Below are 25,794 nucleotides of genomic sequence, written 5' to 3'. Positions count from 1 at the left end.
CCGCCATTTTTTTAAGTCAAAATAATTTTATAAGTTTAAATTTTATGTTAAGAAAATAATAAACAATAAGTCTATTTCTATATCAAGTAAAATATTTTCACAATAAAAAACCCGACTTATTTGCTTTTAAATAAGTCGGGTTTTTTTCGTGTATAGTTCTTATAGGTTTCTTATCTTTTTTAGAATCATTTTTTGTTCTACTGATGCCACCAGACGTCTTGTGTATTCTACTGTGTCAGGGTTTACGCTTATGGATGTGATGCCTGATTCTACTAAAAATTCTGCAAATTCTGGATATTGGCTTGGGCCTTGTCCGCATATTGAGCAGGTGATGCCTTGCTTGTTGCAGGCCTTTATGATTATTTTTATTGCTTCTTTTACAGCTTCATTTCTCTCGTCAAAATATCCCATGTTGTTTAAAACTTCACTGTCTCTATCTGCGCCCATTACTAGTTGAGTTAGATCATTTGAGCCGATTGAAAATCCGTCTACTTCTTTGGCAAATTCTTCAGCTCTAAATACTACTGCCGGGACTTCTGCCATAATCCAAATTTTAAAGTTTTTGCTTCTGCTAAGTCCTTCTTCTGCCATTATTTCTTTTACGTGTCTTAGTTCTTCAACAGTTCTCACGAAGGGTAGCATTGCCACAACATTTGTAAGTCCGTATTCTTCTCTGACTTTTTTTATTGCTTGACATTCCAGTCTAAAGCCTTGTTCATACTCTGGTGATACATATCTTGAAACACCTCTCCATCCAATCATGGGGTTTTCTTCATGTGGCTCGACTTCATCTCCGCCTTCAAGGTCTCTAAATTCATTAGTTCTAAAGTCGCTCATTCTTACAACTACTTGTTTTGGATATAGGGTTTGGGCAACTTTAGAAATGCCTTCTGCCAGTTTTTGAACCATGAAGTCTCCTCTACCCGTCTTTAAAAGATAGAGAGGATGAGCTCCTATCATGTTGGTGAAGATAAATTCTGTTCTCATAAGTCCAATGCCGTCAAAGGGCAGGTCTTTGTATTTGTCTGCCAAGTCTGGTTGGCCAAGGTTCATGTAAATTTTTGTAGCTGTGATTGGGGCGAAGCTTACTTGAGTAGTTCTTGTGACTTCTTTGTTGCTTTCTTCTTTTTTGTCTTCTTCAAGCACGCTGCCTTCAAAGACAACTCCTCTTGTCGCATCTACTGTCACTATCATGCCATCTTTTAAGACTTCTGTTGCATTTTTGCTTCCGACTATGCAGGGGATGCCGAGTTCTCTTGAGACTATGGCTGCATGGCAAGTCCTGCCGCCTTCATCTGTGACAACTGCTGCGCACTTTCTCATGGCTGGCACCATGGCTGGGTTGGTCATCACTGTTACGAGAATATCTCCGTCTTCTATGGAGTCTATATCTTCTAAGTCTATGAGATTTTTTACTTTACCCCTTCCAAGGCCGGGTGCTGCTGGTAGACCCTTGACTAATTTTTTAAGCATTTTTTCTTCACCTATTTTTTCTTTTTTATCTTCTGCATTTGCAATCTTATTATCTTTTTTTCTGTAATCATCTGGATTTATCTTTGTGTCTTTTATAGTGGTTATAGGCCTTGATTGAAGGAAGTAAAACTTCTTGGTGTTTTTATCAAAGCCCCATTCTGTGTCTTGCACATTGCCATACATGGACTCTACTAGAAGTCCCATTTCTATTAGTTTTTTAAGCTCATCTTTATTTAGACATTCTGATGAAACATATTCTGCACCCAAGACTTCTGAAACTGGCCTTTGCTCTGTGCCAACTCCGTCTGTTTTGTCTACTACCATGCTGTTTTTGTCTGCTATATATTTTTCTAACACCTTGCCCGTTTTTTTGTCTATCAAGTAGTCATCTGGTGTAACTGTGCCTGATACGACAGCTTCTCCCAAGCCCCAGGACGCATTTATCATGATTTGCGACTTATCGCCTGTTATTGGATTTGCCGTAAACATTACTCCCGATTTCTCACTTTTTACCATCATTTGAACTACTACCGACAAGGCCACTTCAAAATGATCATAGCTTTGCTTTTCTCTGTAATATATTGCCCTTGCTGTCCATAGGCTTGCCCAGCAGGATCTGGCATGGCTCAAAAGTTCGTCTTCTCCGCTTATATGTAGGTAGGTGTCTTGTTGTCCAGCGAATGATGCGTCTGGCAAATCTTCGGCTGTTGCTGATGATCTGACTGCCACTTCTGGATTTTTTAAGCCGAGTCTTTCTTGAAATTCCCTATATGCTTTTTTTATTTCTTCTTCGATTTCTTTTTTTATTGGTGCTTCTGTCAAGATGCTTCTGATTTTTTCTCCAGCCTCTGTGAGAGCCTTGGTGTCATCAACATCTAAATCTTTCATAATGGATTTAACTTTTTCTTGTAGGTGCGCATGGTCTACGAAATCTCTGTAAGCTTGTGCTGTAACACAAAATCCTGGTGGCACTGGCAAACCAAAATTTGTAAGTTCGCCGAGATTGGCTCCCTTGCCTCCAACAATTCCTACATCATTTTTAGAAATTTCTTCAAACCATTTAATGTATCTATAATTAGACATGATACTCCCCCTTTGCAAGAATTATTATAGCACATTGTTTTAATTTGTTATACTATTTATTTTTTATTTTCTTCTTCTCTTTTTAATTCTCTTATCGACTTAGTTGAAATATTGTTTTTGTCGATTTCCAATTCATCAAGTATTTTTTCTATCTCATTTCTGGAGCTGCCCTCTATCTCACAATATGCAAGTCCATCTTCCCATCTGTCCAAATCAAATCTAAGACCCTTGTAGATGTATGATTTTCTATGTTTTTTTAAGTATTTGACATCCTCGTAACCTAAGAGGGCTAGTATTTTTAGGCACTCATCTATGTCGCTTATCTCTGTGGTATGCTCGAGGCTTTCTCTTGCTCCCTCTGTCGATAGCCTTTCTTTGAAGGTCAAATAATTTTTTTCTTCTCTTGTATTTGTATCTCTTGTATGTCTTATTCTCAAATCTCCATATTTTCGATAGTCCTTGTAGTTTTGTGATTCTATTAAAATGTTTACTTGTTCTTCTTCTAGCAAAAATAGTGCGTCTTTTTTTATTTTATCTTCTATTTTTTCAAGCTCGGTATTTAGTATTTTTACTTCTATTTCTCTTTCCATGTTTCCTCCAAAAAAATAATCCCCGGAGGGATTATTCATAAATCTTTACAGGTTTAAAGTCTATGTAGTCTGAAGCCACACAAAGATATTCCACTCCGTTTATGTTTCCATTTACTGCAAACCTGTGGCCATCTGCATGAAGGTGGCCATAAATACATAAATCAATTTTTTCTTTTTCTAATATCTCGGCAAATTCATTTGGACTCATATCTTGGTTAAAGGGCGGATAATGTAGCATACAAATAGTGTAGTTGCCGTCTTTTTTTATAGAGCCTAATGAGTTTTTAAGGCGCAAAAGTTCCCTGGCGAAAATTTTTTCATCATCTTTATCAAAATTCGCACTGTCCTTGGGCGACCATGCCCTTGTGCCGAAAATTCTTATATTTCCATATTCAAATGAATTGTTGTTTAAAAATTTTATGGATTCAAGCCCGAGTCCATTTAGCTTGGATAGACTTGACCACCAATAATCATGATTGCCCTTAGATATTATCTTTTTGCCTGGAAGTCTGTCTATTAAGATGAGATCATCTTTGGCTTCTTCTAGTTTAGTTGCCCAGGAGATATCCCCTGGTACTAGTACTAGATCATCTTCTCCTACTATTTCCTTCCAAGCATTAAAAATCTTTTGATCATGATTTATCCAGTTGGCCCCAAATATATCCATAGGCTTTTGTCCGAGCGAGTCCAGGTGCAAATCTGCTATTGCATAAATCATATCTCCTCCAAATTCAAAAGATTATAGCTTATATTCAAACTTTTTAAGACTTCTTCTTCTCTTTTTTGATGGGTGAAAATTATAATTTGCCTTTCTCTTTCGTACTCACTCAAATATTTCAAGAGGTTTCCAAGCCTTTTGTCGTCATATTCTATAAAACCATCGTCCAAAATCATGGGTAGCTTTTTATTTATTGCTCTTAAAAGGGCAAGCCTGAAGGCGAAATAAAGCTGGTAGAGACTTCCGCTTGAAAGTGATGAGGTCTTTACATATAGGTCCGCTTTTTTGTCAAACACTATGAGGTTGAGATTCTCGTCCATCTTTATTTTTTCGTATCTTCCTTTGGTGATTTCAGAATAGACCTCTTCTAAATTTTGCATGAAAAATGGCGTGGATTTTTTTGAGATTTCATTATCCACATCTTCCAAGGTTTCAAGGGCAAGCAAGATAGCATCTCTTTCAAAATATAATTTTTCGAGATTTTCTTCGAATATGTCCAATCCCTCATTTATGCCTTGCGCTAGTTTCATCTGCTTTTCTTGATTTTTTAAAATTTCAGCCTGACTGCCTATTTTGTTTTCTAAAAGTCTAATTTTTTCAAAGTCACATTCCATAGGAGCCTCAAATCGGGTGTAATTTTTGTTGAGATCTTTCAAAACTCTGCCATCTAGAATGGACTTATTTTTTTCTAACAAAAGCTTTATCTCACTATCTAGCTTTTGCACAGGATTTTCTCTTTCTTGAATTTGTCTTAATTCTTCGAAATCTGTCAAGCCCTTAGATTCTAAAATGTCTTTGAGTTCATCTTCATAGAGCTTTTGTTCCTGCTTCATCTTTTCGATTTTTAAGCCTTCTTCCCTCTTTCTTTCTTCAAGGCTTAGGGCTTTTATCCTTTTTTTGTCCTCATTCTCTTTCATTTCTTCAAAAGAACTTGCCAGTTCTTCGATGCTTTTGAAATCATATTTTTTGCAAAGAGTCATGAGTTTTTTCTTGGCAAGTCCTCTTTCGTCCTCATATTTTAAGACTGCGGCATTGATGTTTTTTAGTCTTTTTTTGTTTCTTTTTTTGCTATCTGCATATATTTTCATCTTTTTGACTGTGAAAATTCCCAAAATCAAGGCTGGCAATATTAATAAAAGAGGATAAGAGGACTTAGTTAGGATAAAGGAAGTAAGGGCTGCAAAAATAAGTGCTGCTGAGATTCCAAGTCTAAAAAAGCAAAATTTTAAGGTCTTATTTAAGACTAACTTGTCCTCTTCTGCTGATGACTTCTCAAATAAAATCTCATGACTGCCTTGACCTCTATATATCTTTATGAGCTTGTCAAAGTCCTCATAATCTAAAGAAAACTCCCTGTCAAATGAGGGGTCTTTTATCTTTTTATCTTGTAAGTCTTTTATCTGCTCTTTGAGATTTTCTATCTTCAAACGCAATTCAAGAGCATTTTCATAGTCCTTGTAGTCGTTTAAATCACACTTTGACAAGTCATATTTCAAAGCATTTATTTTTTTGGTGTTGAGCTGTACTTTTTCAAAAATTTCTTGCGATTCTAGATACTCTTTATTTTTCAGGCGATTTTCAAGGACCTTTCTCTTACTTATGAGAAAGTCCAGCATTTCCTTTTCGCCAAGATAATCTTCCATGCTCTTTAAATCTTCTAGCTTAGTTTTTAATTCTAAAATTTTATCGCTGGTTCTACCTATAAGGGTCTTCTTTCTTCTCTCGTTGCCCAAGTCCTCTAGTTTTTTTATGAGTTTTTCCCTTATTTCTTTTATGGAAAAATTCTCATCCCTGCTAGAATAGTAGTTGGTCAATTTTTCTAAAATTTCATCTTTTTGATCTGCAGCTGTCGCCGGATTTAGAAAAAGCACCGTGGATTCAAAGAGGTCTTTAGTCATATTAAAAAATGCCACACCAGGTTGCGCCACCTTGGAATACCTATAAAGATCTATCTCATCTGTGATATCTCTTGCTTTATCTAAATCTAAGACTAAAACCGAGTCCTTGTCTTTGGAAAAATCTTTAGATATCCTGTAATTTTTCCCATCTTCTAATTCTATGTAGCCGGCAAAATCCCCACCAGTCCAAGGTGTGTACTTGTCTAAGGCTTCTTCAAAAATTCTCCTCTTTGAAGATGTTGAAAAGCCATAGAAAAGTCCTCTTATAAAAGAAAAGCAGGTCGACTTTCCAGATTCATTAGCTCCATAAATCACATTTATCCCTTTAGAAAGGGGCAATTCTTTTTCTTTTAGCTTGCCAAAATTTTTAATTTTAATTTTTGTAAGCCTCATCTTCCCCCTCCTACTATTTCTTTTAAGATGAGATCAAGGGCTCTTTGTTTTAAAGCATCCTTTGGATCAGCTAATTTTTTTATTATTGAGCCAAGAGCCCTATCCTTGTTGGCCTCATAGATTTTTTTAAGATCGTAGTTCGGCTGCAAATCAGATATTATTTCAAAATAAAAAGCCTTCTGGTAAATTTCCTTATCGAAATCTTCTTTGTAATAGAAATCACTCTTTCCTACAAGTCTTATCCTTATTAAATCATCCTTATTTTTATAGACTATATCTTCAATTTTTCTAAATATTTCTTTTAGGCTAAGACCCTCGCAATCAAGACTTATATCTACGATTTTTCTAAGTGAAGTCTCAAGAAAGTTCACACTTTTCTCGTCAAAATAAATCACCCCATGATGCCATGCCTCTTTAAAAGAAAGCCCCTCTGGGCTTCCGGGATAGTAGGCATTTGGCAAAAGTTCAGCCGCCTTGTGAATATGACCAAGGGCAATATAGTCAAAATGCTTGGATAAATCTTTAAGCTCCACAGGTAGATAATTGCCATCTTCCACGCCTGTGTGAAGGACTAGGATATTTTTCCAACTAGGATGAATCAAGCCTTCATCTATTTCAAATTTTTTATTATAAAAATCTTTTCTCCAGCCCATGCCATGGACTCTCACTTGCAAATCTTCAAAATCAAAGTAGGAGTGTTTATCCTTCATAAAAACATAGGCATATTTAGAAATCTCCTCATAGGGCGAGTTCTTGTCGATGTAGTCGTGGTTTCCAGGAGCTATTACAAGTCTGGTCTTTTCTAAACTTGCTATGAGATCGAGTAGCCTTCTTTGGTCTTTTTGCGAAAAGGACTCCCTCTCGAAAAGATCTCCAGCTATAAAAAGAAAATCAACATTTTTTTCATTGCAAATATCAATTGTATTTTCGAAATTTCTCCAAAGATCCCTTCTTCTTTTTTCATAGACATTTGGATCCAAGAAGGCTCTTTTAAAAGTCCTTTCCAAGTGAAAATCTGCTGCATGAATAAATCTCATGGTCTTACCACAACTCTATTCTTTAGTATTCCTAAATTTCCAATTTCAACTTCTACTATATCACCATTTTTTAGATACTTGGGAGGATTAAACCCTGCTCCGACTCCTGCAGGTGTACCCGTAAATATTAGATCTCCTGGCACTAGAGTAAGTATTGAAGAAAGATTTTCAATTAGCTTTTCTATTGGAAAAATCATATTTGATGTGGTATTTTCTTGACGCAATTGACCATTTACATATGATCTTATATTCAAATTATTGTAGTCGAAGTCATCACATTTTAAAATGGATGGGCCTATGGCACAAGCTCCATCTAAACTCTTTCCCATGAGCCACTGATCGTGTAGCTTTTGAAGTCTTCTTTGAGAAAAGTCATTTCCACAAGTGAAACCAAAAATATGAGCTCTGGCATCTTTGGCTTTTATATTTTTACAAGTTTTTCCTATCACTATTACAAGCTCTGCCTCATAATCAAGAGCATCAGCCTTATCTTGGTCAACTATGAAATCTTGACCATGACCAGTGGTGCTATAAACTAGCTTAGAAAAGTAAATTGGCGTCTTTGGTATATCAATTATAGGTCCAAGACCCTTTACCTCATTTACATGCTCCTTGTAATTTTTGCCGACACAAATAGGATTTCTGCGAGGTCTAGATATGGGAGCCAAAAGCTCCAGACTCTTAAAATTTTCTATTGCCTCCGCTCTTTTTAATAAAACATCTATATCAAAAGAAGCATAGTCTTCTATAAACTCCGAGAGATTTCTAATTTCTCTGTCATATATTTCTTTTATGGCAGCTTTTAAATTGATTGTCTTTTCATCTGTTGCCAAACCGAAAATCTCTTCTCCCTTATAAAGAGCTGAAAAAAACTCCATTCTTTTTGACTTCATGTAAAATCACCTCATCTTGATTATACTAGAAAAATCCCCTTAAATAAATTTTATATAATTTATTTTTAGGCAAGCTAAAATCATCTACATTCCTAATCCTACTAATATATCCATCCTTTACAAATTTTATTTAATCTCCATTTGACTTTTATGTAAACTCCTGCAAGCCCAAAGAGTAAATGCCAAGCATATATGTTTTAAATCTTCTAGTGCAAAAAATTTTAAAAATGTTTTTAGAGAACTAAAAAATCGGCATGAAGAAAGAAAACTTCACGCCGATTGAATTATAGTCCTTATTTGCAGATTTAATCTGCCATTTTTATAAGAATTAATATTTAAAATTTTCCTACTTTTTTTCTGGTACTTCTTCGTTGCAAGTAGAATGGCAAGATGAACATCCGCAAGAGCAAGTCGACTTGTTCTTTATCATGTATCTTATTACCAAAAATACGATAATAGCCAATACTACTATAATACCTATTGTAGGTCCGTTCATTCTTTTACACTCCTTTTTACTTTATAAGTTCCCTTGTATTTATCAGGTCTGAATAAGAAGAACAGATAAACTGCCAATACTACTAGGGCAATTCCAGTCCAAATTGTAGGAGCATTTTCTGTTACTACAGGTCCTATTTGATAAATCATAAGGTCTATTGTATATGAAAAGCCTAGTTGGTAAATAATGGCATACCATGTCCATCTAAAGTCATGCATTTCTTCTCTTATTGCTCCGACAGCTGCGAAGCATGGTATTGTCAATTGGTTAAATACCATAAATGAGAAGGCTGAAAGCATTGTAAATTGTGTCATTACAAGACCTGGAAGAGAATCATCACCACCGGCCATAATGCCGTAAGTTGAAACTACTACTTCCTTAGCTACAAGTCCTGTTACAGATGCAACTGTTGCCATCCAATCTCCAAATCCAAGTGGAGCAAATATAATAGATATATGTCTTCCTATAGTTGCAAGAATTGAATCGTTTATATCATCTTCAGCTAAGAAGTGGAAAGAGAAGTCAACTCTAGTTAAGAACCAAATTGCTATTGATGATAGTAGGATTATTGTACCTGCTTTTATTACGAAAGCCTTGCATCTGTTGAAAGTTGCCCTCAATACGTTCTTTGCACTTGGCAAGTGGTATGAAGGAAGCTCCATGATAAATGGTGCAGGGTCTCCGTGGAATTTCTTAGTCTTTTTAAGCATAACCCCGGAAATTATAACAGCCAAAATTCCTGTAAAATATAGAAGTGGAGAAAACCACCATAGAGGTCTTGATCCATCTGCTGATACGAATAGAGTTGATGCAAATAAAGCAATGATTTCAGTCTTGGCACCGCAAGGCATAAAGGATCCAACCATAATGGTCATACGCCTATCGTTGTCATTTTCAATAGTTCTAGTTCCCATGATTCCTGGTACTGAACAACCTGTACCCATTAGAATCGGGATAAATGATTTACCAGAAAGACCGAATTTTCTGAAAATTCTATCCAAGATAAAGGCTATTCTAGCCATGTATCCAACATCTTCTAGGATTGAGATCAAAAGGAAGAGACAAGCAATTACAGGCAAGAATCCTAATACTCTACCTACTCCGCCGATTACTCCGTCAACAACTAGAGATTGAACAACTTATGATACATTAGCAGCTTCCAACCAGCCGCCTACAAGTCCACCAAGGCCATCGCCCATTACTCCATCAGCCCACCAGTCGTTTACTGGACCGCCGACAATCGTTACAGCTACAAAATATACAGCGAACATAATTATCGCAAAAATAGGTATTGCTAAAAATCTATTTGTAACGATTCTGTCGATTTTATCTGAGGTGATTTCCTTGCCACGAACTTTTTTTACAGTTCTGCCTACAACTGAAGATACGTAATTATATCTTTCGTCTGTAACTAGGACTTCACCGTCATTGTCAAAAGCTTCTTCAGCATCTTCTATAATCTTGTCTAGTTTTTTAATTTCTTCTTCTAAAAGCTTAACTTCATCATGGATTTTTTCATCTCTTTCCAAAAGCTTTATAGAAACCCATCTAGAAGCCTTGTGTCCCTTTATCTTTTCTGAGATATTTTCTATATCTTCGATAACTTTTTCAGCTTCTTTTGAAAAGTTTTTCAAAATTCCTTGATTTTTGCCAGCTTCTTTTTTAGCAACATCAATCAACTTGTCGATATTCTTATTCTTTAGAGCTGAAATTTCTACAACAGGAACTCCAAACTCAGCTGAAAGCTTGTCAACATCAATCTTGTCGCCACTTTTTTGCACTACGTCCATCATGTTTAGGGCAATTACAACCGGAATTCCCAATTCACGAATTTGAGTAAAAAGATACAAGTTTCTTTCTATATTTGTCGCATCTATTACATCAATTATTACATCCGGCTTTTCATGCAAAAGAAAATCTCTGGATACAACTTCTTCCAAAGTGTAAGGGGATAGAGAGGAAGGTCTGTAAACTCAACATCCTTGTCCTTCTTATATTTACCTGTCTTTTTTTCAACTGTAACGCCAGGCCAGTTTCCGACATATTGATTTGCGCCTGTCAATGTGTTAAAAAGAGTGGATTTACCACTGTTAGGATTGCCGGCTAAGGCTATATTAATCTTCATCAAGCACCCACCTTTTCAATCTCAATAAGTTCTGCATCTTCTTTTCTAATCGAAAGTTCGTAATCCCTCAAGGATATTTGAACAGGATCTCCAAGAGGAGCTACCTTTCTTACATAAAATTCAGTTCCCTTAGTTATTCCCATGTCCATGATCCTTCTTTTCAAAGGGCCTGCACCAAGAATTTTTACGACTTTGTAGGTTGAGCCAACCTCTGTGCTTTTCAAAGTCATTTACTCATCTCCTTTGATCTTAACTTGAATTCGTTTCGCAAGATCCTTGCCGATCGCTACCCTTGAATCTTTCACAAGGACAATAAGATTGCCGTTGGTCTCACTAACGACTTTTATATCTGCACCTTCCACAAAACCCAGGTTAACTAGGTGTCTGTGAACAGACGGGTCGTTTGTTTTTTCCTTCACCTTGACTATTTCTAGTTTAGCCATTATTGGTGCCATCGGTAAAATCATAAAATCTACCTCCTAGAAATATACTTCAGCAGAAATAAAACTAAACCATTTTCCAAGCAAAATGAAAATGAGCCCATCTCAGTCTGAATTTCAATCCCCCTAAAAATAATTTGATAAAATCATTCATCTATGACGATAACATAGTGATAGTAGATTTCAAACCAAATCTTGAATTCTTATTAACAATTAAGTATTTGCTGACTTCATTGTTTTTAAAGTGTTTAAGCGGTTCTTCTACATTTGTAAAAAAATTTTTATAAAATTTCTTGTCTGAATATATAATAAACTTTGATTGAAAGATGTATTTTTATTTCTTTTTCTCAAAAACTTTCTTATAAAAATACAAGGCTTTTACCGAGACATTTCCTTAATATAGAAAGTTTAAACCACACTTAAAAGAGTATTTAATCTATTTTTAGATACATTTTTTCATGGATTTGAATAAAGCCTGAAAATAAGCGCATAATTTACTATTTATATTTACAAATCAAATTAAAAAATGCACTTCTTCGCTTGCGAAAAAATGCATTTTTGTTTTTATATTTTTTAAATTTTAACTTGGGTTTGTCTTTGCATCAATTTTGTCGTCTATTTTTTTCTTTTCTTCTTTTTTCTTTTCTTCTTTTTTCTTTTCTTCTTTCCTATTTTCTACTTTTCTATTTTCTGTTTTTCTATTTTCTGTTTTTCTATTTTCTGTTTTTCTATTTTCTGTTTTTCTATTTTCTACTTTCCTATTTTCTGTTTTTCTATTTTCTACTTCTTTTTCAGAATTTACATTAGGTTGTGTTTCAGAAATAATTTCTTCATTTGGCGTCTTGTTAAGACCAGCCTTAGAAAGTATAAATACTTTCTTTTCCGGGTGGTTATAGACTACTTCCATGCCCAAATTTTCTGCGACAAATCTTATTGGAACAAAGGTCCTTGATGATTTTATCTTGGCACTAGAGTCAATATCCATTTTCTCTCCATTGACATAGAATTCTTTTTTGTCGACAGGGATTTCAAATTTTTTGTCAGAAAAGTTCAAAATTGCAATTCTATTTTCATTGTCCCAGTCTACCTTTGCCCCCATGGCTTCGGCTATAAATCTTATAGGCACTAGGGTCCTTGAGTCTTCTATAAAGGGTTTGGCATCCAATTTGGCAGGCTTGTCATTTATCTTGTAGTTTAAAGAATTTATGCCGAGTTCTACAAGAGCATAAGACTTGTCAAATATATTGTACTCTAAAGTCTTTTCTCCTCTCTTGTAAACCACCTTGGCATTAGTTGAGCCGGCAAAATCAAAAAGGCTCACATTTCCATAAGCATCGACTTCGCCATTTGCTCCTTCCAAACTTGCTTCAAAGACACTTGGGCTAAGCATTACTTCATTTCCATTAGATTTTTTGCCAATGATTTTTACGGTGAAGTTTTCTCCTGGTCCAAAGAGCCTTTTTTCGCTCTCCAGTCTCACCTTAACTTGATCTAAGTCTTTTACCTCTACTTCTTTTGTGCTTCCTATGCCCTTATCAGTATTTAAAACGACCTCTGTCTTTCCAAGAGTTTTTGCCATCATGTAATTGCCATTCCAATATTGATTTTGAGCCTTGTCATAAAATTCATAAGTGATTTGTGATTTATCCATGGGTTGGAGGGCAGTGTCATAAGCTCCGACAAATTTAAATTCTGCCGACTCTCCTATAATCATTTCTGATGGTCCTTGCATGGTTACGCCTTTTAAAATGCCTGTTGCAGGCATCAGATTATAGACTCCAAGTCCATTTACTACTGGTCTTTCCCCTGCATTTCTTTCAGGGTCTACTACTCTTTTTTGCTCTGTTGCTCCAAGCTCTCTTATGCTCATGGCTGTGGAGCCACCTCCGTCAAGATTGATGGCCCTATAAGCTCCGATTTTTACAAAAAAATCTGAAAGCGCATTTAAGGATATGCCTCTGGATCTTGCAGTTCTTCCTTCAACAGATGCTATATAGAGCGTTTTTCCATTTTCTGATACACCAGCAGCTGTCCTTGCCCTTACACCTCCTAAAACTTTTATATCTTTTGTATATGGTACTTTTTGATACTTGTCTACTAAAAGAGCATGACCTCCCAATAGATTTATCCAGTTATTATCTGGTGTAATTTCCATTTTTAAATCGACTTTTTCGCCGACAGACACATTCTTATATATAAAATCCATAGCCTTGCCTGATGCTTGGATTATGGTCTTTCCTTCAGGTACAGGAAAATCAAAGTTTTTGCCTTCAGAAACTTGCTCAACTCTGCCGTCCTTGTCTAGAAGGATTTCAGAATTTCCCTTGTCTCCTCTTGTTTTTGCCGCCCAAAAATCATTATATACTTGAAAACGGTCTTGATGAGAGTAGGAGTTGTCGGGTTCATACCAATAATATGATTTGTTTAAGCCATCTATTGGAAAGCTTGCCCCGTTGGCAGCTGTAAGTTTACCTTGAAATTTGATTTGATCGATAAAGGCCCCTTCTTCGTTTATGCCAAGTGTGTAAGTATTTTCTATCACGCAGGGTGAAACCATAAGTTTCTTTTCAAGTAGGCTGACTCCCTCGGGTGTGCCTTGCAAACGCATATTGAAAAAGTCTCCATTTACCATGGCAACAGAATTAGATGCTTTTGCCATCTGACTTACTGTCGCTTTTTGGGTGGCCTTTCCAGCTCCCGGGACTATTTTGATGCCCATGTCCTTGTTATTCAAATCCAAGACTAAGAGATTTACTAAAATCTGTTCATCTCCTATGGGGATTCTATAAACCTGCCTTATCGCACCGTGAGTAAGCTTTTCTTCTTCAATTTTTACAAGATTCAAATCTTCCGCTCTTGCAAACGAAAGAATGAAAAGAAGAAAAACTGTAAAAAGAGACAAAATATTTTTAAGTCTTATTTTTTTCATTTTTAATTTAACCTCCAAAATTATATTATGTGAAAAATAGAAATCTCCCCCTGGTTTTGGAGGAGAATTTCATAAATTTAATATTATTATTCTTCTTCCGATGAAAAAGACGGAGCCATGGCCCGTTTATGCTCAGAACGCAAATTTAACTCTTTGATTCTTTTTAAAGTATCGGGATTTATTTTCTCTCCCTTGAGATGCCCGTCAATCTCTCTATAAGAAAATCCCATCTCATCTTCGTCTGTTTGCCCCTTCCAAAGACCTGCAGAGGGTTTTCTATTTATTATCTTTTCTGGAATATTTAATTCTTTTGCCAGCTTGAACACGTCTTCTTTTACAAGATCGGCAATTGGAAGGATGTCCACTCCAGAATCTCCATGCTTAGTAAAATATCCTAAGTAGAGCTCACTCGCATTTGACCCACCGGCGACCAAATAAGATAGGTCTTGGGCATAATAATATAGGCTAGTCATCCTAAGTCTTGGCTTTATATTGGCCCTTGCCAGGGGATTTTTGCTCTCGAAGCTAGCCTTTAGCAAGGCTTGGTAGGTGGATGTCAAATCTACCTTTTCTACCTTCAAATTTAAAGAATTTGCAATTAATCTAGCATCTTGCTCGTCTTCTTCTATGCTCTCACAAGGCATTATCAAGCCAAGGCTATTTTCTGGGAAAACTCTCTTTGCAAGAGCTGCCACAACAGCAGAATCTATCCCGCCAGAAAGTCCAAATACTAGGCCCTTGGCATTTGCTTGTTCAACTTTTCTTTTAATCCATTCTAATCTCTTATCAAGTTTTAAATCCATAAATCCTCTCATTCTACAATTTTACCATCTAAAGTCTTTAAAAGAACTTTTTCTTTCATGGGCAAAGTGTAATTCGCACTAGTTATATCATTCAAATTTTCTATAAATTTATCATAATTTTCTTCTTCTATAAAGACCTCAATATTTACTTTGTCAGTGAAAGATTCTTTCTTTACATATATCTTCTCAGTATTTATATAATAAGACAAAGTACCATGCAAGCTATAATCGTAGCTTAGCTTTAAGTGATAAAAATATTTTATTATAACTATCTTAGCAGCTTTAATGCCAACTTGGGCCCCTCTTGAATAGGCTCTGTAAAGTCCTGCCTTTCCTAAAAGAACTCCGCCGAAATATCTCGTCACAACTATACAAGCATTGACAAGCTCTTCCTTTTTCATAGCATCCAAAATAGGCATACCCGCACTGCCCTGGGGCTCTTTATCATCAGAATATCTTTGTATGCCCATATTCTCTCCGATTATGTAGGCATAGCAATTGTGCCTTGCATCTGAATGTTTTTTCTTGATTTCTTCTATAAAACTTAAGGCCTCATCTTCCGATTGGCAAGGAGCCGCATATCCTATAAAACGCGATTTGTTCTCTTCAAACTCGTCATGTCCCCTATCTAGCAAGCTTCTATACATAGTCCACCCGCTTTTTTTATATCATCTAGGGTTCTGCTACTTATAATAGCTTTGAACTTGGCTCCATTTTCATCATATTCTATTTCTTCGACACAATACTTGGTCTTTATTTTCTCCAAAAGGCCCAAAGAATTATAAGGAAGACTTATTGAATATTTTTTCAAGTCCAAATCTAAAAGTCTTGTAATCTCATCTTGCAGCCTTCTTATGTCCTTTTCGTCAAATGCAGATATGAATATTTTATCTCCGTCTGAACTTGGTAAAACTACATTTTCTATATCCACAAGGTCTTTTTTATTGTAGACCGTCAAAATCTTTTTATCCTTTATTCCAACATCTTTTAATATATCCATGGTGGTCTTATATTCAAGCATCATATCTTCTCCTGCCAAATCAATGACATGAAGAATCAAATCAGAATATTGTATCTCCTCCAAAGTAGACTTAAAAGCCTCTATGAGCTTGGTCGGAAGCTTTGAAACAAATCCAACTGTATCAGAAACTATAATTGATGTCTTGTTGGGAAGTGTTGCCTGACGAGACGACGGATCTAAAGTGGCAAAAAGCATATCCTTTACAAATACTTCCTTGGATTGCTTGTCCTTTAAATTATTTAATATAGTGGACTTGCCTGCATTTGTATAGCCAACCAAACTAACAATAGGAAGATTGGAATCTCTCCTTTCTCTACCAATTGTTTTTCTAGTCTGTTTTGCTTTTTCTAACTTTTGTCTTATAGAATCTATCTCTCTTTTAAGCCTTCTTCTATCAGTTTCAATTATTTGCTCTCCAGGACCTCTAGTACCTATTCCCCCACCTGTTCTAGACCAGCCCTTGATTCCCAAAAGCCTAGGCAGTTCATATTCTAAAGCAGCCATCTTCACCTGAAGCTTGGCCTCATATGTAGATGCTCTTAGAGCAAAAATATCCAATATTAAATTTGTTCTATCTACGACTTTCTTTTTAATTAAATCAGACAAGTTTCTAAGTTGAATGCCCGACAATTCATCATTAAAGACAACTGTATCAATCTCGTTTGATTCACAAACTTCCTTGATTTCCTCTGCCTTGCCCGGTCCTATCAAGTACTTGGGATTATAGCGTTCCATGTTTTGAACAACTTCTATCTCGACCTGACCCCCTGCAGCATAAACAAGCTCTGAAAGCTCCTTCATTGAAGTCTCTAATGAATGCGGATAGGCTCCTAAATTTGTTCCAACTATCAAAACTTTTTCTACTTTATTTGTATTTTCGATAATATCACCTAGACATATTTTAGCACAAAGCCTTCTTTTATAAAATCATGGGAATAGGCAAATATAGTAATACTTAGCTTAAAATGATATAATTTATCCAGGAGGAAAGATGGATAAACAAATTTTCAAAGACAGATTAAAAATTAAATCTTTTAAATCTCTGGATAAAAAATCAAAAATTAAGCTGGCCATTTTGCTTGTAGCTTTTATACTCGCTTTTATTGGTGCTCTTTTTGCTTTTGGAGCTCTTGGAATAATAAAAACAAGCCCCAAAACTGACCTTTCTAATCTTTCCGCTTCTTTTGACCAAACATCAACTATATATAATGAGCATGGAGATCTGCTAGAAAATGTAGAAGCAAAGGAATATAGGACTATAGTTTCCTTAGATCAAATCCCCGACTCCTTAGTTAAAGCCATAGTAAGTATAGAAGATCAAAGATTCTACAAGCACCCCGGCATAGACCTAAAATCAATTATGGGATCTTTTATTACAAATCTAAAAGCTGGGCGAATTGTAAGAGGGGGATCGACTCTTACACAACAACTTGTAAAAAATGTTTACTTGACCAATGACAGAGATTTTGATCGAAAAATCAAAGAAGCCTACCTAGCCCTAAGAGTCGAAAGTCACCTAAATAAAAATGAAATCCTCGAGGCCTACTTAAATAGAATTAACCTCGGACAAGGCGCCTATGGTGTCCAAGCCGCTGCTTGGACCTATTTTTCCAAAGATGTATCTGAATTAAGCCTTGCCGAGTCGGCTCTTCTAGCTGGCATAGCCAAGTCCCCAGCAGAATATCCACCAATCAAACGTTACAGCCAAAAAGATTTAAAGGGAAATGAAGAGATTTTGGCATCAGGCGATATCTCCGGCGAAAATATGTATTTTGTAAAAAACGAAAAAGCCTTTGAAAGGCAAAAAATCGTCTTAAATAAAATGCTCCAACTCGGCGTCATAAGCAAAAAAGACTATGAAGTTGCCATAAAAGAAAATACAGCCGAGCATCTAAAACCCGGACTTAAAAAGTTCCATACAATGAGCTCCTACTCATCAGATTATATTGCAAAGGGCGCCATAGAAATCATATCCAATTTCTACAAGGTATCCCCCGACGAGGCCCAGCACAAATTTTTCACTGGTGGTTTCAAAATTTTCACTTCCATAGATGAAAGAATGCAAGAAGACACAGAGAGTCTATTCAAAAACTTCTACAAACTCTTGAGCCAAGGCTCCCTAAATTACACGCTCGACAACTCAGGCAATATAATCGACAAAAATGGCGATGTGATTTACTTCAATAGATGGGGCTTTTTCGATCAAGATTTCAACTTGAAGCTTGCAGGCAAAAATTTCGAAAAAACTCCGTCTGGCGATCTCTTGTTGACAAGCGGAATTTTTACAAAAGGATCCGATAATCTTGATCTTGTAGATATATGGGAAGAAATTGACGACAGATTAAACACCTACTCTGTGGGCAGCCTGAGAGTCCCTAAAGATCAAGTTGAAATAGGCCTAAATTATATAAATATTAAATCTAGCTTCTTAAAAGATAAAAAAGATTTTTATAAAGAAGAAAATGGAAGCATAACCATTTCAAAAAAATACTTCCAAATTGATGAGAAACCCTCTCCTCAGCCTCAAGGTGCTGGCCTTATAATTGAAAATGAAACAGGCCTTGTAAGAGCTATCGTAGGCGGTTTAGATGTGAAAAGCTCCTCAAAAATGATTTTAAACAGAGCCCTTTCACAAAGAAGTCCTGGATCATCCCTAAAACCACTTTCAGTAATGGCTCCACTTTTAAAAAAAGATACCTTGGCATCTATCCAAGACGACATTCCCATAATAGTTGATGGAGAAATCCTCTACAAAAATCCCTATCCAGGCTACAAGGGGCTTCTTACTCTAAGAAGAGCTCTAGAATACAATTCAAATACAGCATTTGTAAAATTTTTTGAAAAATTGGGCATGAATGAAAGCCTAAATTTCTTAAAAGAACTTGGCTATGATTATGTAGACCATCAAAAAGATAACTATAAAAATGATGAAACAGCCGATTCTCTCGCCCTAGGCAACATGGTAAAAGGACTTAGCCTAGAAGAGCTCACAAGAGGATACCTTGCAATAGCAAGAGATGGAGCCTATATCGAGCCTTCCTGCATACTAAAAATTGAAGACTCATCCGGCTCAGTAATTTATGAACACAAGAAAAAAGAAAGAGAAATTCTAGATAAAAAAATTGCCTTTCTCCTAAAATCAGCCCTATCAACCAATGCCAGTCGTGGCTTTTCCAAGGGTGTCAAATTGAGAAATTACGCAACGGCCGGTTGTCTAGGAGTTAATAAATTTAATTCAACAATCTTCTACGAAGGATTCACCCCCTACTACACACTTGGCATCTATGTCGGGGCAGATTCTCCCAAAATAGGACTTACTAACTATGAAGAAGGCTCCATAGATTTATTTAGAGAAATGTCTAAAATCGCCCATAGAAACCTTCCCGCAGTAAAAGAATTTCAAGTCCCTCAAGGGATAATACAAAAATACATCTGCGAAAAATCAGGAATGCTTGGAACAACAATTTGTGAAGAAGTCGAAGATGGTATCTTAGAATATTTCATAGCTGGCACAGAGCCAACTCAATATTGTAAGGGACATATAAAACTTGAAATCTGCAAAGATTCCGATCGACTTTTTGGTCTAGATTGTCCAAAAAAATCAAAAGAAGAAAAAATTTTCTTCAGAAGAGAACCAGAATATATTCCATCAAAATACAAAGGCATTCTCCCCGACGATTATCAATATGTTCCCGAACTCTACTGCAATGTACACGGAGGTGACAAATGATAAATAAATTAATATTTTTTCTAGCCATCTTTAAAAGGAGAAGAAAACTCATGGCCCTCGGCAAATTAGGAAAAAACTTTTGGAAACTAAAACATTTAAAAAATAAAAAATAATTTTTAAATAGATCACTTATTCGTTTAAGTGATCTATTTTTATATGAAACAGACTTTTAAATTAGATAAAAAATATTGCAAATAAAAATACCTAGGCAAGTCACCTAGGTAAAAATGGAGCGGATGACGAGATTCGAACTCGCGACCCTCGCCTTGGCAAGGCGATGCTCTACCACTGAGCCACATCCGCAAATGCTATTTAATTATACACTCTCAAGAAAAATATAGCAAGAAAGAATTTTAAATTGGTGGAGGAGAGTGGATTCGAACCACTGAAAGCAGTGCTAACGGATTTACAGTCCGTCCCCTTTGGCCAACTTGGGTACTCCTCCAAATGTGGAGCTGGTGGGAGGACTTGAACCCCTAACCTACTGATTACAAGTCAGTTGCTCTACCAATTGAGCTACACCAGCTTATTCAATTTGTAAGCTATTGGTTGTTTGTGTTTTGGCGACCTGGATCGGGCTCGAACCGACGACCTCCAGCGTGACAGGCTGGCATTCTAACCAACTGAACTACCAGGCCAAATATGGTGGGCACAATAGGGCTCGAACCTATGACCCCCTGCTTGTAAGGCAGATGCTCTCCCAACTGAGCTATGCGCCCATATCTTTGTGGTGACCCTGCCGGGAATCGAACCCGGGATACCACCGTGAAAGGGTGGTGTCTTAACCGCTTGACCACAGGGCCCTATACAAAAAAATTGGTAGCGGCGAAGAGATTTGAACTCCTGACACCACGGGTATGAACCGTGTGCTCTAGCCAACTGAGCTACGCCGCCACATATATTAAAAAATGGTAGCGGGAGGAGGATTCGAACCTCCGGCCTTCGGGTTATGAGCCCGACGAGCTACCAGACTGCTCCATCCCGCGTTATTGGTGCCGAGAATCGGAATCGAACCGATACGATGTTTTACCATCGCAGGATTTTAAGTCCTGTGCGTCTGCCAGTTCCGCCACCCCGGCGTTTACGGCACTTCTTGTGGCTCTCAGGGTGGGACTCGAACCCACAACCTACCGGTTAACAGCCGGGTGCTCCACCATTGAGCTACCTAAGATTATTGCCCTCTTAGAAGGGCTATATCCGGCGATTTCCTACTCTCCCAGGCCGTCACCAGCCAAGTACCATCGGCATCTCAAGGCTTAACTTCTGTGTTCGGTATGAGTACAGGTGGTTCCCTTGCATTATTGTCACCGGATTCTTGTTACTACAAAACTACTCACTTCTTTGGTCAAGTCCTCGGCCTATTAGTACTCTCTAGCTTAAAGTATCTCTACTCTTCTACCTTGAGCCTATCTACCTTGTTTTCTTCAAGGGGCCTTACTTGTTGGGAAATCTCATCTTGAGGGGGGCTTCGTGCTTAGATGCTTTCAGCTCTTATCCCTTCCAAACTTAGCTGCTCAGCTATGCACTTGGCAGTACAACTGATGCACCAGAGGTTTGTCCATCCCGGTCCTCTCGTACTAAGGACAGCTCCTCTCAAATTTCCTGCGCCCACGACGGATAGGGACCGAACTGTCTCACGACGTTCTGAACCCAGCTCGCGTGCCTCTTTAATGGGCGAACAGCCCAACCCTTGGGACCTACTACAGCCCCAGGATGAGACGAGCCGACATCGAGGTGCCAAACCTCCCCGTCGATGTGGACTCTTGGGGGAGATAAGCCTGTTATCCCCGGGGTAGCTTTTATCCGTTGAGCGATGGCCCTTCCACGCGGTACCACCGGATCACTAAGTCCGACTTTCGTCTCTGCTCGACTTGTTGGTCTTGCAGTTAAGCTCCCTTTTGCCTTTGTACTCTTTGCACGATTTCCGTCCGTGCTGAGGGAACCTTTGAACGCCTCCGTTACTCTTTTGGAGGCGACCGCCCCAGTCAAACTGCCCAACTGACAGTGTCCTTCTACCTGATTCAAGGTAGGAAGTTAGAACTTTAAGTTTAAAAGAGTGGTATCCCAAAGGTGACTCCACATATACTGGCGTACATGCTTCTTTGTCTCCCACCTATTCTGTACATTTAAACTCAAAATCCAATGTCAGCTTGCAGTAAAGCTCCACGGGGTCTTTCCGTCCTGTCGTGGGTAAGCGGCATCTTTACCGCTACTACAATTTCACCGGATCCTTTGTTGAGACAGTGCCCAAATCGTTACACCTTTCGTGCGGGTCGGAACTTACCCGACAAGGAATTTCGCTACCTTAGGACCGTTATAGTTACGGCCGCCGTTTACTGGGGCTTCAGTTCTAAGCTTCGCTTGCGCTAACTTTTTCCCTTAACCTTCCAGCACCGGGCAGGTGTCAGCTCCTATACTTCGTCTTTCGACTTCGCAGAAACTTATGTTTTTGGTAAACAGTCGCTTGGGCCTTTTTACTGCGGCCTTCCATTTCTGGTTAGGCTCCCCTTCTCCCGAAGTTACGGGGTCATTTTGCCGAGTTCCTTAACAAAGGTTCTTCCGCTCATCTTAGGATTCTCTCCTCACCTACCTGTGTCGGTTTACGGTACGGGCGATTTGTTTCTTGATAGTGGCTTTTCTTGGCAGCTTGGATACGGGCAATTCTCTACTTGTTTTCGATCTGCTTCGCACTTCATCTTTTCTGAGAAACGGATTTGCCTATTCCTCGGACTTTGTGCTTGCACGGTTCACCAACTGACCGCTGCTTTTTTCCTTCTGCGTCCCCACTTACTTTTTTACGATTCAAATCGGTACAGGAATTTCCACCTGTTGTCCATCGACTACGCCTTTCGGCCTTGCCTTAGGTCCCGACTTACCCTGAGTGGACGAGCCTTCCTCAGGATTCCTTGGGTTTTCGATGGGGAGGATTCTCACCTCCCTTGCGCTACTTATGCCAGCATTCTCTCTTGTATATTATCCACAGGGGCTTGCGCCTTCTGCTTCGCCTTTTATACATTGCTCCTCTACCATCTTGCGATCCACGGCTTCGGTATTTGGTTTAGCCCCGGTTATCTTCGGTGCAAAATCACTTGACTAGTGAGCTATTACGCACTCTTTAAATGTATGGCTGCTTCTAAGCCAACATCCTAGTTGTCTCGGTAATTTCACCCCCTTTTCCACTTAACCATTATTTTGGGACCTTAGCCGGTGGTCTGGGTTGTTTCCCTTTTGACAATGAAGCTCATCCCACATTGTCTGACTCCTAACGTTCTAATTTGGTATTCGGAGTTTGATAGGCCTTGGTAATGCTATGCACCCCTTGGCTATTCAGTGCTCTACCCCCAAATTATTTTTTCGTTAAGGCTAGCCCTAAAGCTATTTCGAGGAGAACCAGCTATCTCCGTGTTCGATTGGCTTTTCACCCCTATCCACAGGTCATCCGATAGCTTTTAAACGCTACCCGGTTCGAGCCTCCATTAAATTTTACTTTAACTTCACTCTGCCCATGGATAGATCACACGGTTTCGGGTCTATGGCAACAAACTTTCGCCCTTTTAAGACTCGGTTTCCCTTCGACTTCACCTCTGTAAGGTTTAATCTTGCTTGTTACCATAACTCGCTGGCCCGTTCTACAAAAAGTACACGATTGTGGTGCAGGACCACTTTCGCTGCTTGTTAACATCAGGTTTCAGATTCTTTTTCACTCCCCTCCCGGGGTTCTTTTCACCTTTCCCTCACGGTACTTGTTCGCTATCGGTCACCAAGGAGTGTTTAGCCTTAGGGGGTGGTCCCCCTGTGTTCACACAAAGTTTCTCGTGCTCCGTGCTACTCTTTTGTACTGCTTCTCTTTGCTTTTGTCTACGAGACTGTTACTTTCTTTGGTTCATCTTCCCAGATGATTCGACTAGCTCGGATCTTGCGTTTGTACGGTTGGGCTTCTTCCTGTTCGCTCGCCGCTACTTAGGATATCGAGTTTTCTTTCTTTTCCTCGGGCTACTTAGATGTTTCAGTTCGCCCGGTTCGCTTCCCTATCTTATGTGTTCTGATAGGGATATACAGAGTTTGTCTGTATGGGTTTTCCCATTCGGAGATCTCCGGGTTGTTGGATGTTTGCTCCTTCCCGAAGCTTTTCGCAGCTTACCACGTCCTTCATCGCCTCTTGGTGCCTAGGCATTCGCCTGATGCTTTGATTAACTTGACCTTTGTTTTTACAATAGTTTTTCTATTGTTTCCAGTGAATTGTCATAATCTTTTTTGAAATTTGATTTGACTTTTCTTTTTGTTTTCGTTTTGTAGTTTTCAAGGTTCTTTTGTCGGTTGTGTCCGACTCCTAACACAAGTCTTTGCTTGTGTTAGGTTACATAATACTTGGTATTATGTGGTGGAGATGAGGAGAGTCGAACTCCTGACCTCCTGCTTGCAAGGCAGGCGCTCTCCCAACTGAGCTACACCCCCATGGGTTTTGGTCTTTTTTTGTTTTTGTTTTTGTTCTTTTGCTTTTTGCTTTTTTGTTCCCATTAAAAATTTAAATAGTGTAAGGTGTTTTCCTTAGAAAGGAGGTGATCCAGCCGCACCTTCCGATACGGCTACCTTGTTACGACTTCACCCCAGTCATTGATCCTACCTTCGACGGCTGTCTCCTTGCGGTTGACTCACCGGCTTCGGGTATTACCAACTCCCATGGTGTGACGGGCGGTGTGTACAAGACCCGGGAACGCATTCACCGCAGCATTCTGATCTGCGATTACTAGCAACTCCGGCTTCATGTTCTCGAGTTGCAGAGAACAATCCGAACTGGGATCGGCTTTTTGAGATTTGCTTGATATTACTATTTCGCGGCTCTCTGTACCGACCATTGTAGCACGTGTGTAGCCCAGGACATATAGGGCATGATGATTTGACGTCATCCCCACCTTCCTCCGATTTATCATCGGCAGTCCCTTTAGAGTTCCCATCTTTACATGCTGGCAACTAAAGGTAAGGGTTGCGCTCGTTGCGGGACTTAACCCAACATCTCACGACACGAGCTGACGACAACCATGCACCACCTGTATATAGACTACCGAGGTAGACTAAACTATCTCTAGTTTATTCCTATATATGTCAAGTCCTGGTAAGGTTCTTCGCGTTGCTTCGAATTAAACCACATGCTCCGCTGCTTGTGCGGGTCCCCGTCAATTCCTTTGAGTTTCATGCTTGCGCACGTACTCCCCAGGCGGAGTGCTTAGTGTGTTAACTGCGGCACCGAGATCTCTCCCGACACCTAGCACTCATCGTTTACGGCGTGGACTACCAGGGTATCTAATCCTGTTTGCTCCCCACGCTTTCGTTCCTCAGCGTCAGTTTGTGTCCAGCAAGTCGCCTTCGCCACCGGTATTCTTCCTAATATCTACGCATTTCACCGCTACACTAGGAATTCCACTTGCCTCTCCACTACTCAAGCTATGCAGTTTCTTGTGCTTACAAGGGTTGAGCCCTTGCCTTTCACACGAGACTTGCATTGCCGCCTGCGAACCCTTTACGCCCAGTGATTCCGGACAACGCTTGCTCCCTACGTATTACCGCGGCTGCTGGCACGTAGTTAGCCGGAGCTTCCTCCTATGGTACCGTCATTATCTTCCCATAGGACAGAGCTTTACGATACGAATACCTTCTTCGCTCACGCGGCGTCGCTGCATCAGGGTTTCCCCCATTGTGCAATATTCCCCACTGCTGCCTCCCGTAGGAGTTTGGACCGTGTCTCAGTTCCAATGTGGCCGTTCACCCTCTCAGGCCGGCTACTGATCGTCGCCTTGGTGGGCTGTTATCTCACCAACTAGCTAATCAGTCGCGAGTCCATCTTTGACCGAAGTTCTTTGATTACTTCCTCATGCGAGATTGTAATGTCATCTGGTATTAATCCCGGTTTCCCGAGGCTATCCCTGTGTCAAAGGCAGGTTACTCACGTGTTACTCACCCGTCCGCCGCTAATCTTATCTGATGTCCCTCCGAAAAGTTCTATCTGATCGTCATCGCTCGACTTGCATGTGTTAGGCGCGCCGCCAGCGTTCGTCCTGAGCCAGGATCAAACTCTCGATTAAAATTTCTTTTTTTCGAAAATTTCTAGCTCAACTTTTTCGTTTCACTGACTTTTTCCGCTTTTTTGCTTTCATGTGCTTCTTGTGA

14 protein-coding genes, 11 tRNA genes, 3 rRNA genes and 1 pseudogene are annotated in these 25,794 nt (G+C 38.8%); 1 reads left to right on the top strand and 28 read right to left on the bottom strand.

Annotated elements, in window-relative coordinates:
• Positions 1-159 precede the first annotated feature (159 nt).
• The 14 genes and pseudogenes from ppsA to hflX all read right to left on the bottom strand — a co-directional run bounded on the left by ppsA (position 160) and on the right by hflX (position 16,751).
• On the bottom strand, positions 160-2,556 hold the full coding sequence (gene ppsA / locus LV469_08315) for a phosphoenolpyruvate synthase (protein UHR02626.1): 2,397 nt from the start codon (positions 2,554-2,556) through the stop codon (positions 160-162).
• A 56-nt stretch (positions 2,557-2,612) separates the two neighbouring features.
• Complete coding sequence (locus tag LV469_08310; protein UHR02625.1) at positions 2,613-3,146, bottom strand: class IV adenylate cyclase; 534 nt, start codon at positions 3,144-3,146, stop codon at positions 2,613-2,615.
• 31 nt (positions 3,147-3,177) lie between these two features.
• Positions 3,178-3,864 carry a metallophosphoesterase gene (locus LV469_08305; GenBank protein UHR02624.1) on the bottom strand — a complete coding sequence of 229 codons (687 nt, stop codon included), beginning with the start codon at positions 3,862-3,864 and terminating at the stop codon, positions 3,178-3,180.
• Entirely contained in the window at positions 3,861-6,155 is a 2,295-nt protein-coding gene (locus LV469_08300; GenBank protein ID UHR02623.1) for an AAA family ATPase, read from the bottom strand. Before LV469_08300 ends, LV469_08305 begins: the two co-directional genes overlap by 4 nt.
• Positions 6,152-7,192: a DNA repair exonuclease gene (locus LV469_08295; GenBank protein ID UHR02622.1), complete on the bottom strand. Its 1,041-nt coding sequence runs from the start codon at positions 7,190-7,192 to the stop codon at positions 6,152-6,154. Before LV469_08295 ends, LV469_08300 begins: the two co-directional genes overlap by 4 nt.
• A complete protein-coding gene (locus LV469_08290) occupies positions 7,189-8,085 on the bottom strand; it encodes a fumarylacetoacetate hydrolase family protein (protein UHR02621.1) in 897 nt (298 codons plus the stop codon). The genes LV469_08295 and LV469_08290 overlap by 4 nt, the downstream gene beginning before the upstream one ends.
• Before the next feature lie 346 nt (positions 8,086-8,431).
• Positions 8,432-8,581, bottom strand: a complete 150-nt coding sequence (locus tag LV469_08285) for a FeoB-associated Cys-rich membrane protein (protein UHR02620.1) — start codon at positions 8,579-8,581, stop codon at positions 8,432-8,434.
• Positions 8,578-10,706, bottom strand: a pseudogene (gene feoB, locus LV469_08280) (ferrous iron transport protein B). The gene LV469_08285 and the pseudogene feoB overlap by 4 nt, the downstream one beginning before the upstream one ends.
• On the bottom strand, positions 10,706-10,936 hold the full coding sequence (locus LV469_08275) for a ferrous iron transport protein A (protein ID UHR02619.1): 231 nt from the start codon (positions 10,934-10,936) through the stop codon (positions 10,706-10,708). The pseudogene feoB and the gene LV469_08275 overlap by 1 nt, the downstream one beginning before the upstream one ends.
• The gene (locus LV469_08270) at positions 10,937-11,173 is read right to left on the bottom strand and encodes a ferrous iron transport protein A (protein ID UHR02618.1); all 237 of its coding nucleotides are present in this window, start codon (positions 11,171-11,173) and stop codon (positions 10,937-10,939) included.
• 553 nt (positions 11,174-11,726) lie between these two features.
• Positions 11,727-14,075: a phosphodiester glycosidase family protein gene (locus LV469_08265; protein ID UHR02617.1), complete on the bottom strand. Its 2,349-nt coding sequence runs from the start codon at positions 14,073-14,075 to the stop codon at positions 11,727-11,729.
• A gap of 86 nt (positions 14,076-14,161) precedes the next feature.
• The gene (gene nadE, locus LV469_08260; GenBank protein ID UHR02616.1) at positions 14,162-14,878 is read right to left on the bottom strand and encodes an NAD(+) synthase; all 717 of its coding nucleotides are present in this window, start codon (positions 14,876-14,878) and stop codon (positions 14,162-14,164) included.
• 8 nt (positions 14,879-14,886) lie between these two features.
• Positions 14,887-15,525: a YigZ family protein gene (locus tag LV469_08255; protein ID UHR02615.1), complete on the bottom strand. Its 639-nt coding sequence runs from the start codon at positions 15,523-15,525 to the stop codon at positions 14,887-14,889.
• A complete protein-coding gene (gene hflX / locus LV469_08250; GenBank protein UHR02614.1) occupies positions 15,507-16,751 on the bottom strand; it encodes a GTPase HflX in 1,245 nt (414 codons plus the stop codon). Before hflX ends, LV469_08255 begins: the two co-directional genes overlap by 19 nt.
• 139 nt (positions 16,752-16,890) lie before the next feature.
• Here hflX and LV469_08245 point away from each other — a divergent pair, with 139 nt between their 5' ends.
• Positions 16,891-19,629 (top strand): transglycosylase domain-containing protein, encoded by a 2,739-nt coding sequence (locus LV469_08245; GenBank protein UHR02613.1) that lies wholly within the window; start codon positions 16,891-16,893, stop codon positions 19,627-19,629.
• Positions 19,630-19,857: 228 nt separating this feature from the next.
• Here the strand turns inward: LV469_08245 and LV469_08240 are convergent.
• From LV469_08240 to LV469_08175, 14 genes are all read right to left on the bottom strand, one after another.
• Positions 19,858-19,932: transfer RNA gene (locus tag LV469_08240), tRNA-Gly, on the bottom strand.
• 56 nt (positions 19,933-19,988) lie between these two features.
• Positions 19,989-20,074: transfer RNA gene (locus LV469_08235), tRNA-Tyr, on the bottom strand.
• Between the two features lie 5 nt (positions 20,075-20,079).
• A tRNA-Thr gene (locus LV469_08230) sits at positions 20,080-20,155 on the bottom strand.
• A gap of 35 nt (positions 20,156-20,190) precedes the next feature.
• Positions 20,191-20,267 (bottom strand) — tRNA-Asp (locus LV469_08225).
• A 5-nt stretch (positions 20,268-20,272) separates the two neighbouring features.
• Positions 20,273-20,348: transfer RNA gene (locus LV469_08220), tRNA-Val, on the bottom strand.
• Between the two features lie 9 nt (positions 20,349-20,357).
• Positions 20,358-20,432, bottom strand: a tRNA-Glu gene (locus LV469_08215).
• Between the two features lie 14 nt (positions 20,433-20,446).
• Positions 20,447-20,523: transfer RNA gene (locus tag LV469_08210), tRNA-Met, on the bottom strand.
• A 15-nt stretch (positions 20,524-20,538) separates the two neighbouring features.
• A tRNA-Met gene (locus LV469_08205) sits at positions 20,539-20,615 on the bottom strand.
• A 4-nt stretch (positions 20,616-20,619) separates the two neighbouring features.
• A tRNA-Leu gene (locus tag LV469_08200) sits at positions 20,620-20,708 on the bottom strand.
• A gap of 17 nt (positions 20,709-20,725) precedes the next feature.
• A tRNA-Asn gene (locus tag LV469_08195) sits at positions 20,726-20,800 on the bottom strand.
• A 24-nt stretch (positions 20,801-20,824) separates the two neighbouring features.
• Positions 20,825-20,941 (bottom strand): 5S ribosomal RNA (gene rrf, locus LV469_08190).
• 29 nt (positions 20,942-20,970) lie between these two features.
• A 23S ribosomal RNA gene (locus LV469_08185) occupies positions 20,971-23,830 on the bottom strand.
• A gap of 178 nt (positions 23,831-24,008) precedes the next feature.
• Positions 24,009-24,084 (bottom strand) — tRNA-Ala (locus tag LV469_08180).
• A 97-nt stretch (positions 24,085-24,181) separates the two neighbouring features.
• Positions 24,182-25,709: ribosomal RNA gene (locus tag LV469_08175) — 16S ribosomal RNA — on the bottom strand.
• Together the 16S, 23S and 5S rRNA genes with 11 tRNA genes alongside form the textbook arrangement of a ribosomal RNA operon.
• Positions 25,710-25,794 lie beyond the last annotated feature (85 nt).

The organism is Peptoniphilus sp. GNH, assembly GCA_021307325.1.
Taxonomy (GTDB): Bacteria; Bacillota; Clostridia; order Tissierellales; family Peptoniphilaceae; genus KA00134.
Note: the sequence above shows the minus strand (reverse complement) of the source record. Positions and strands in the feature narration are given on the sequence as shown.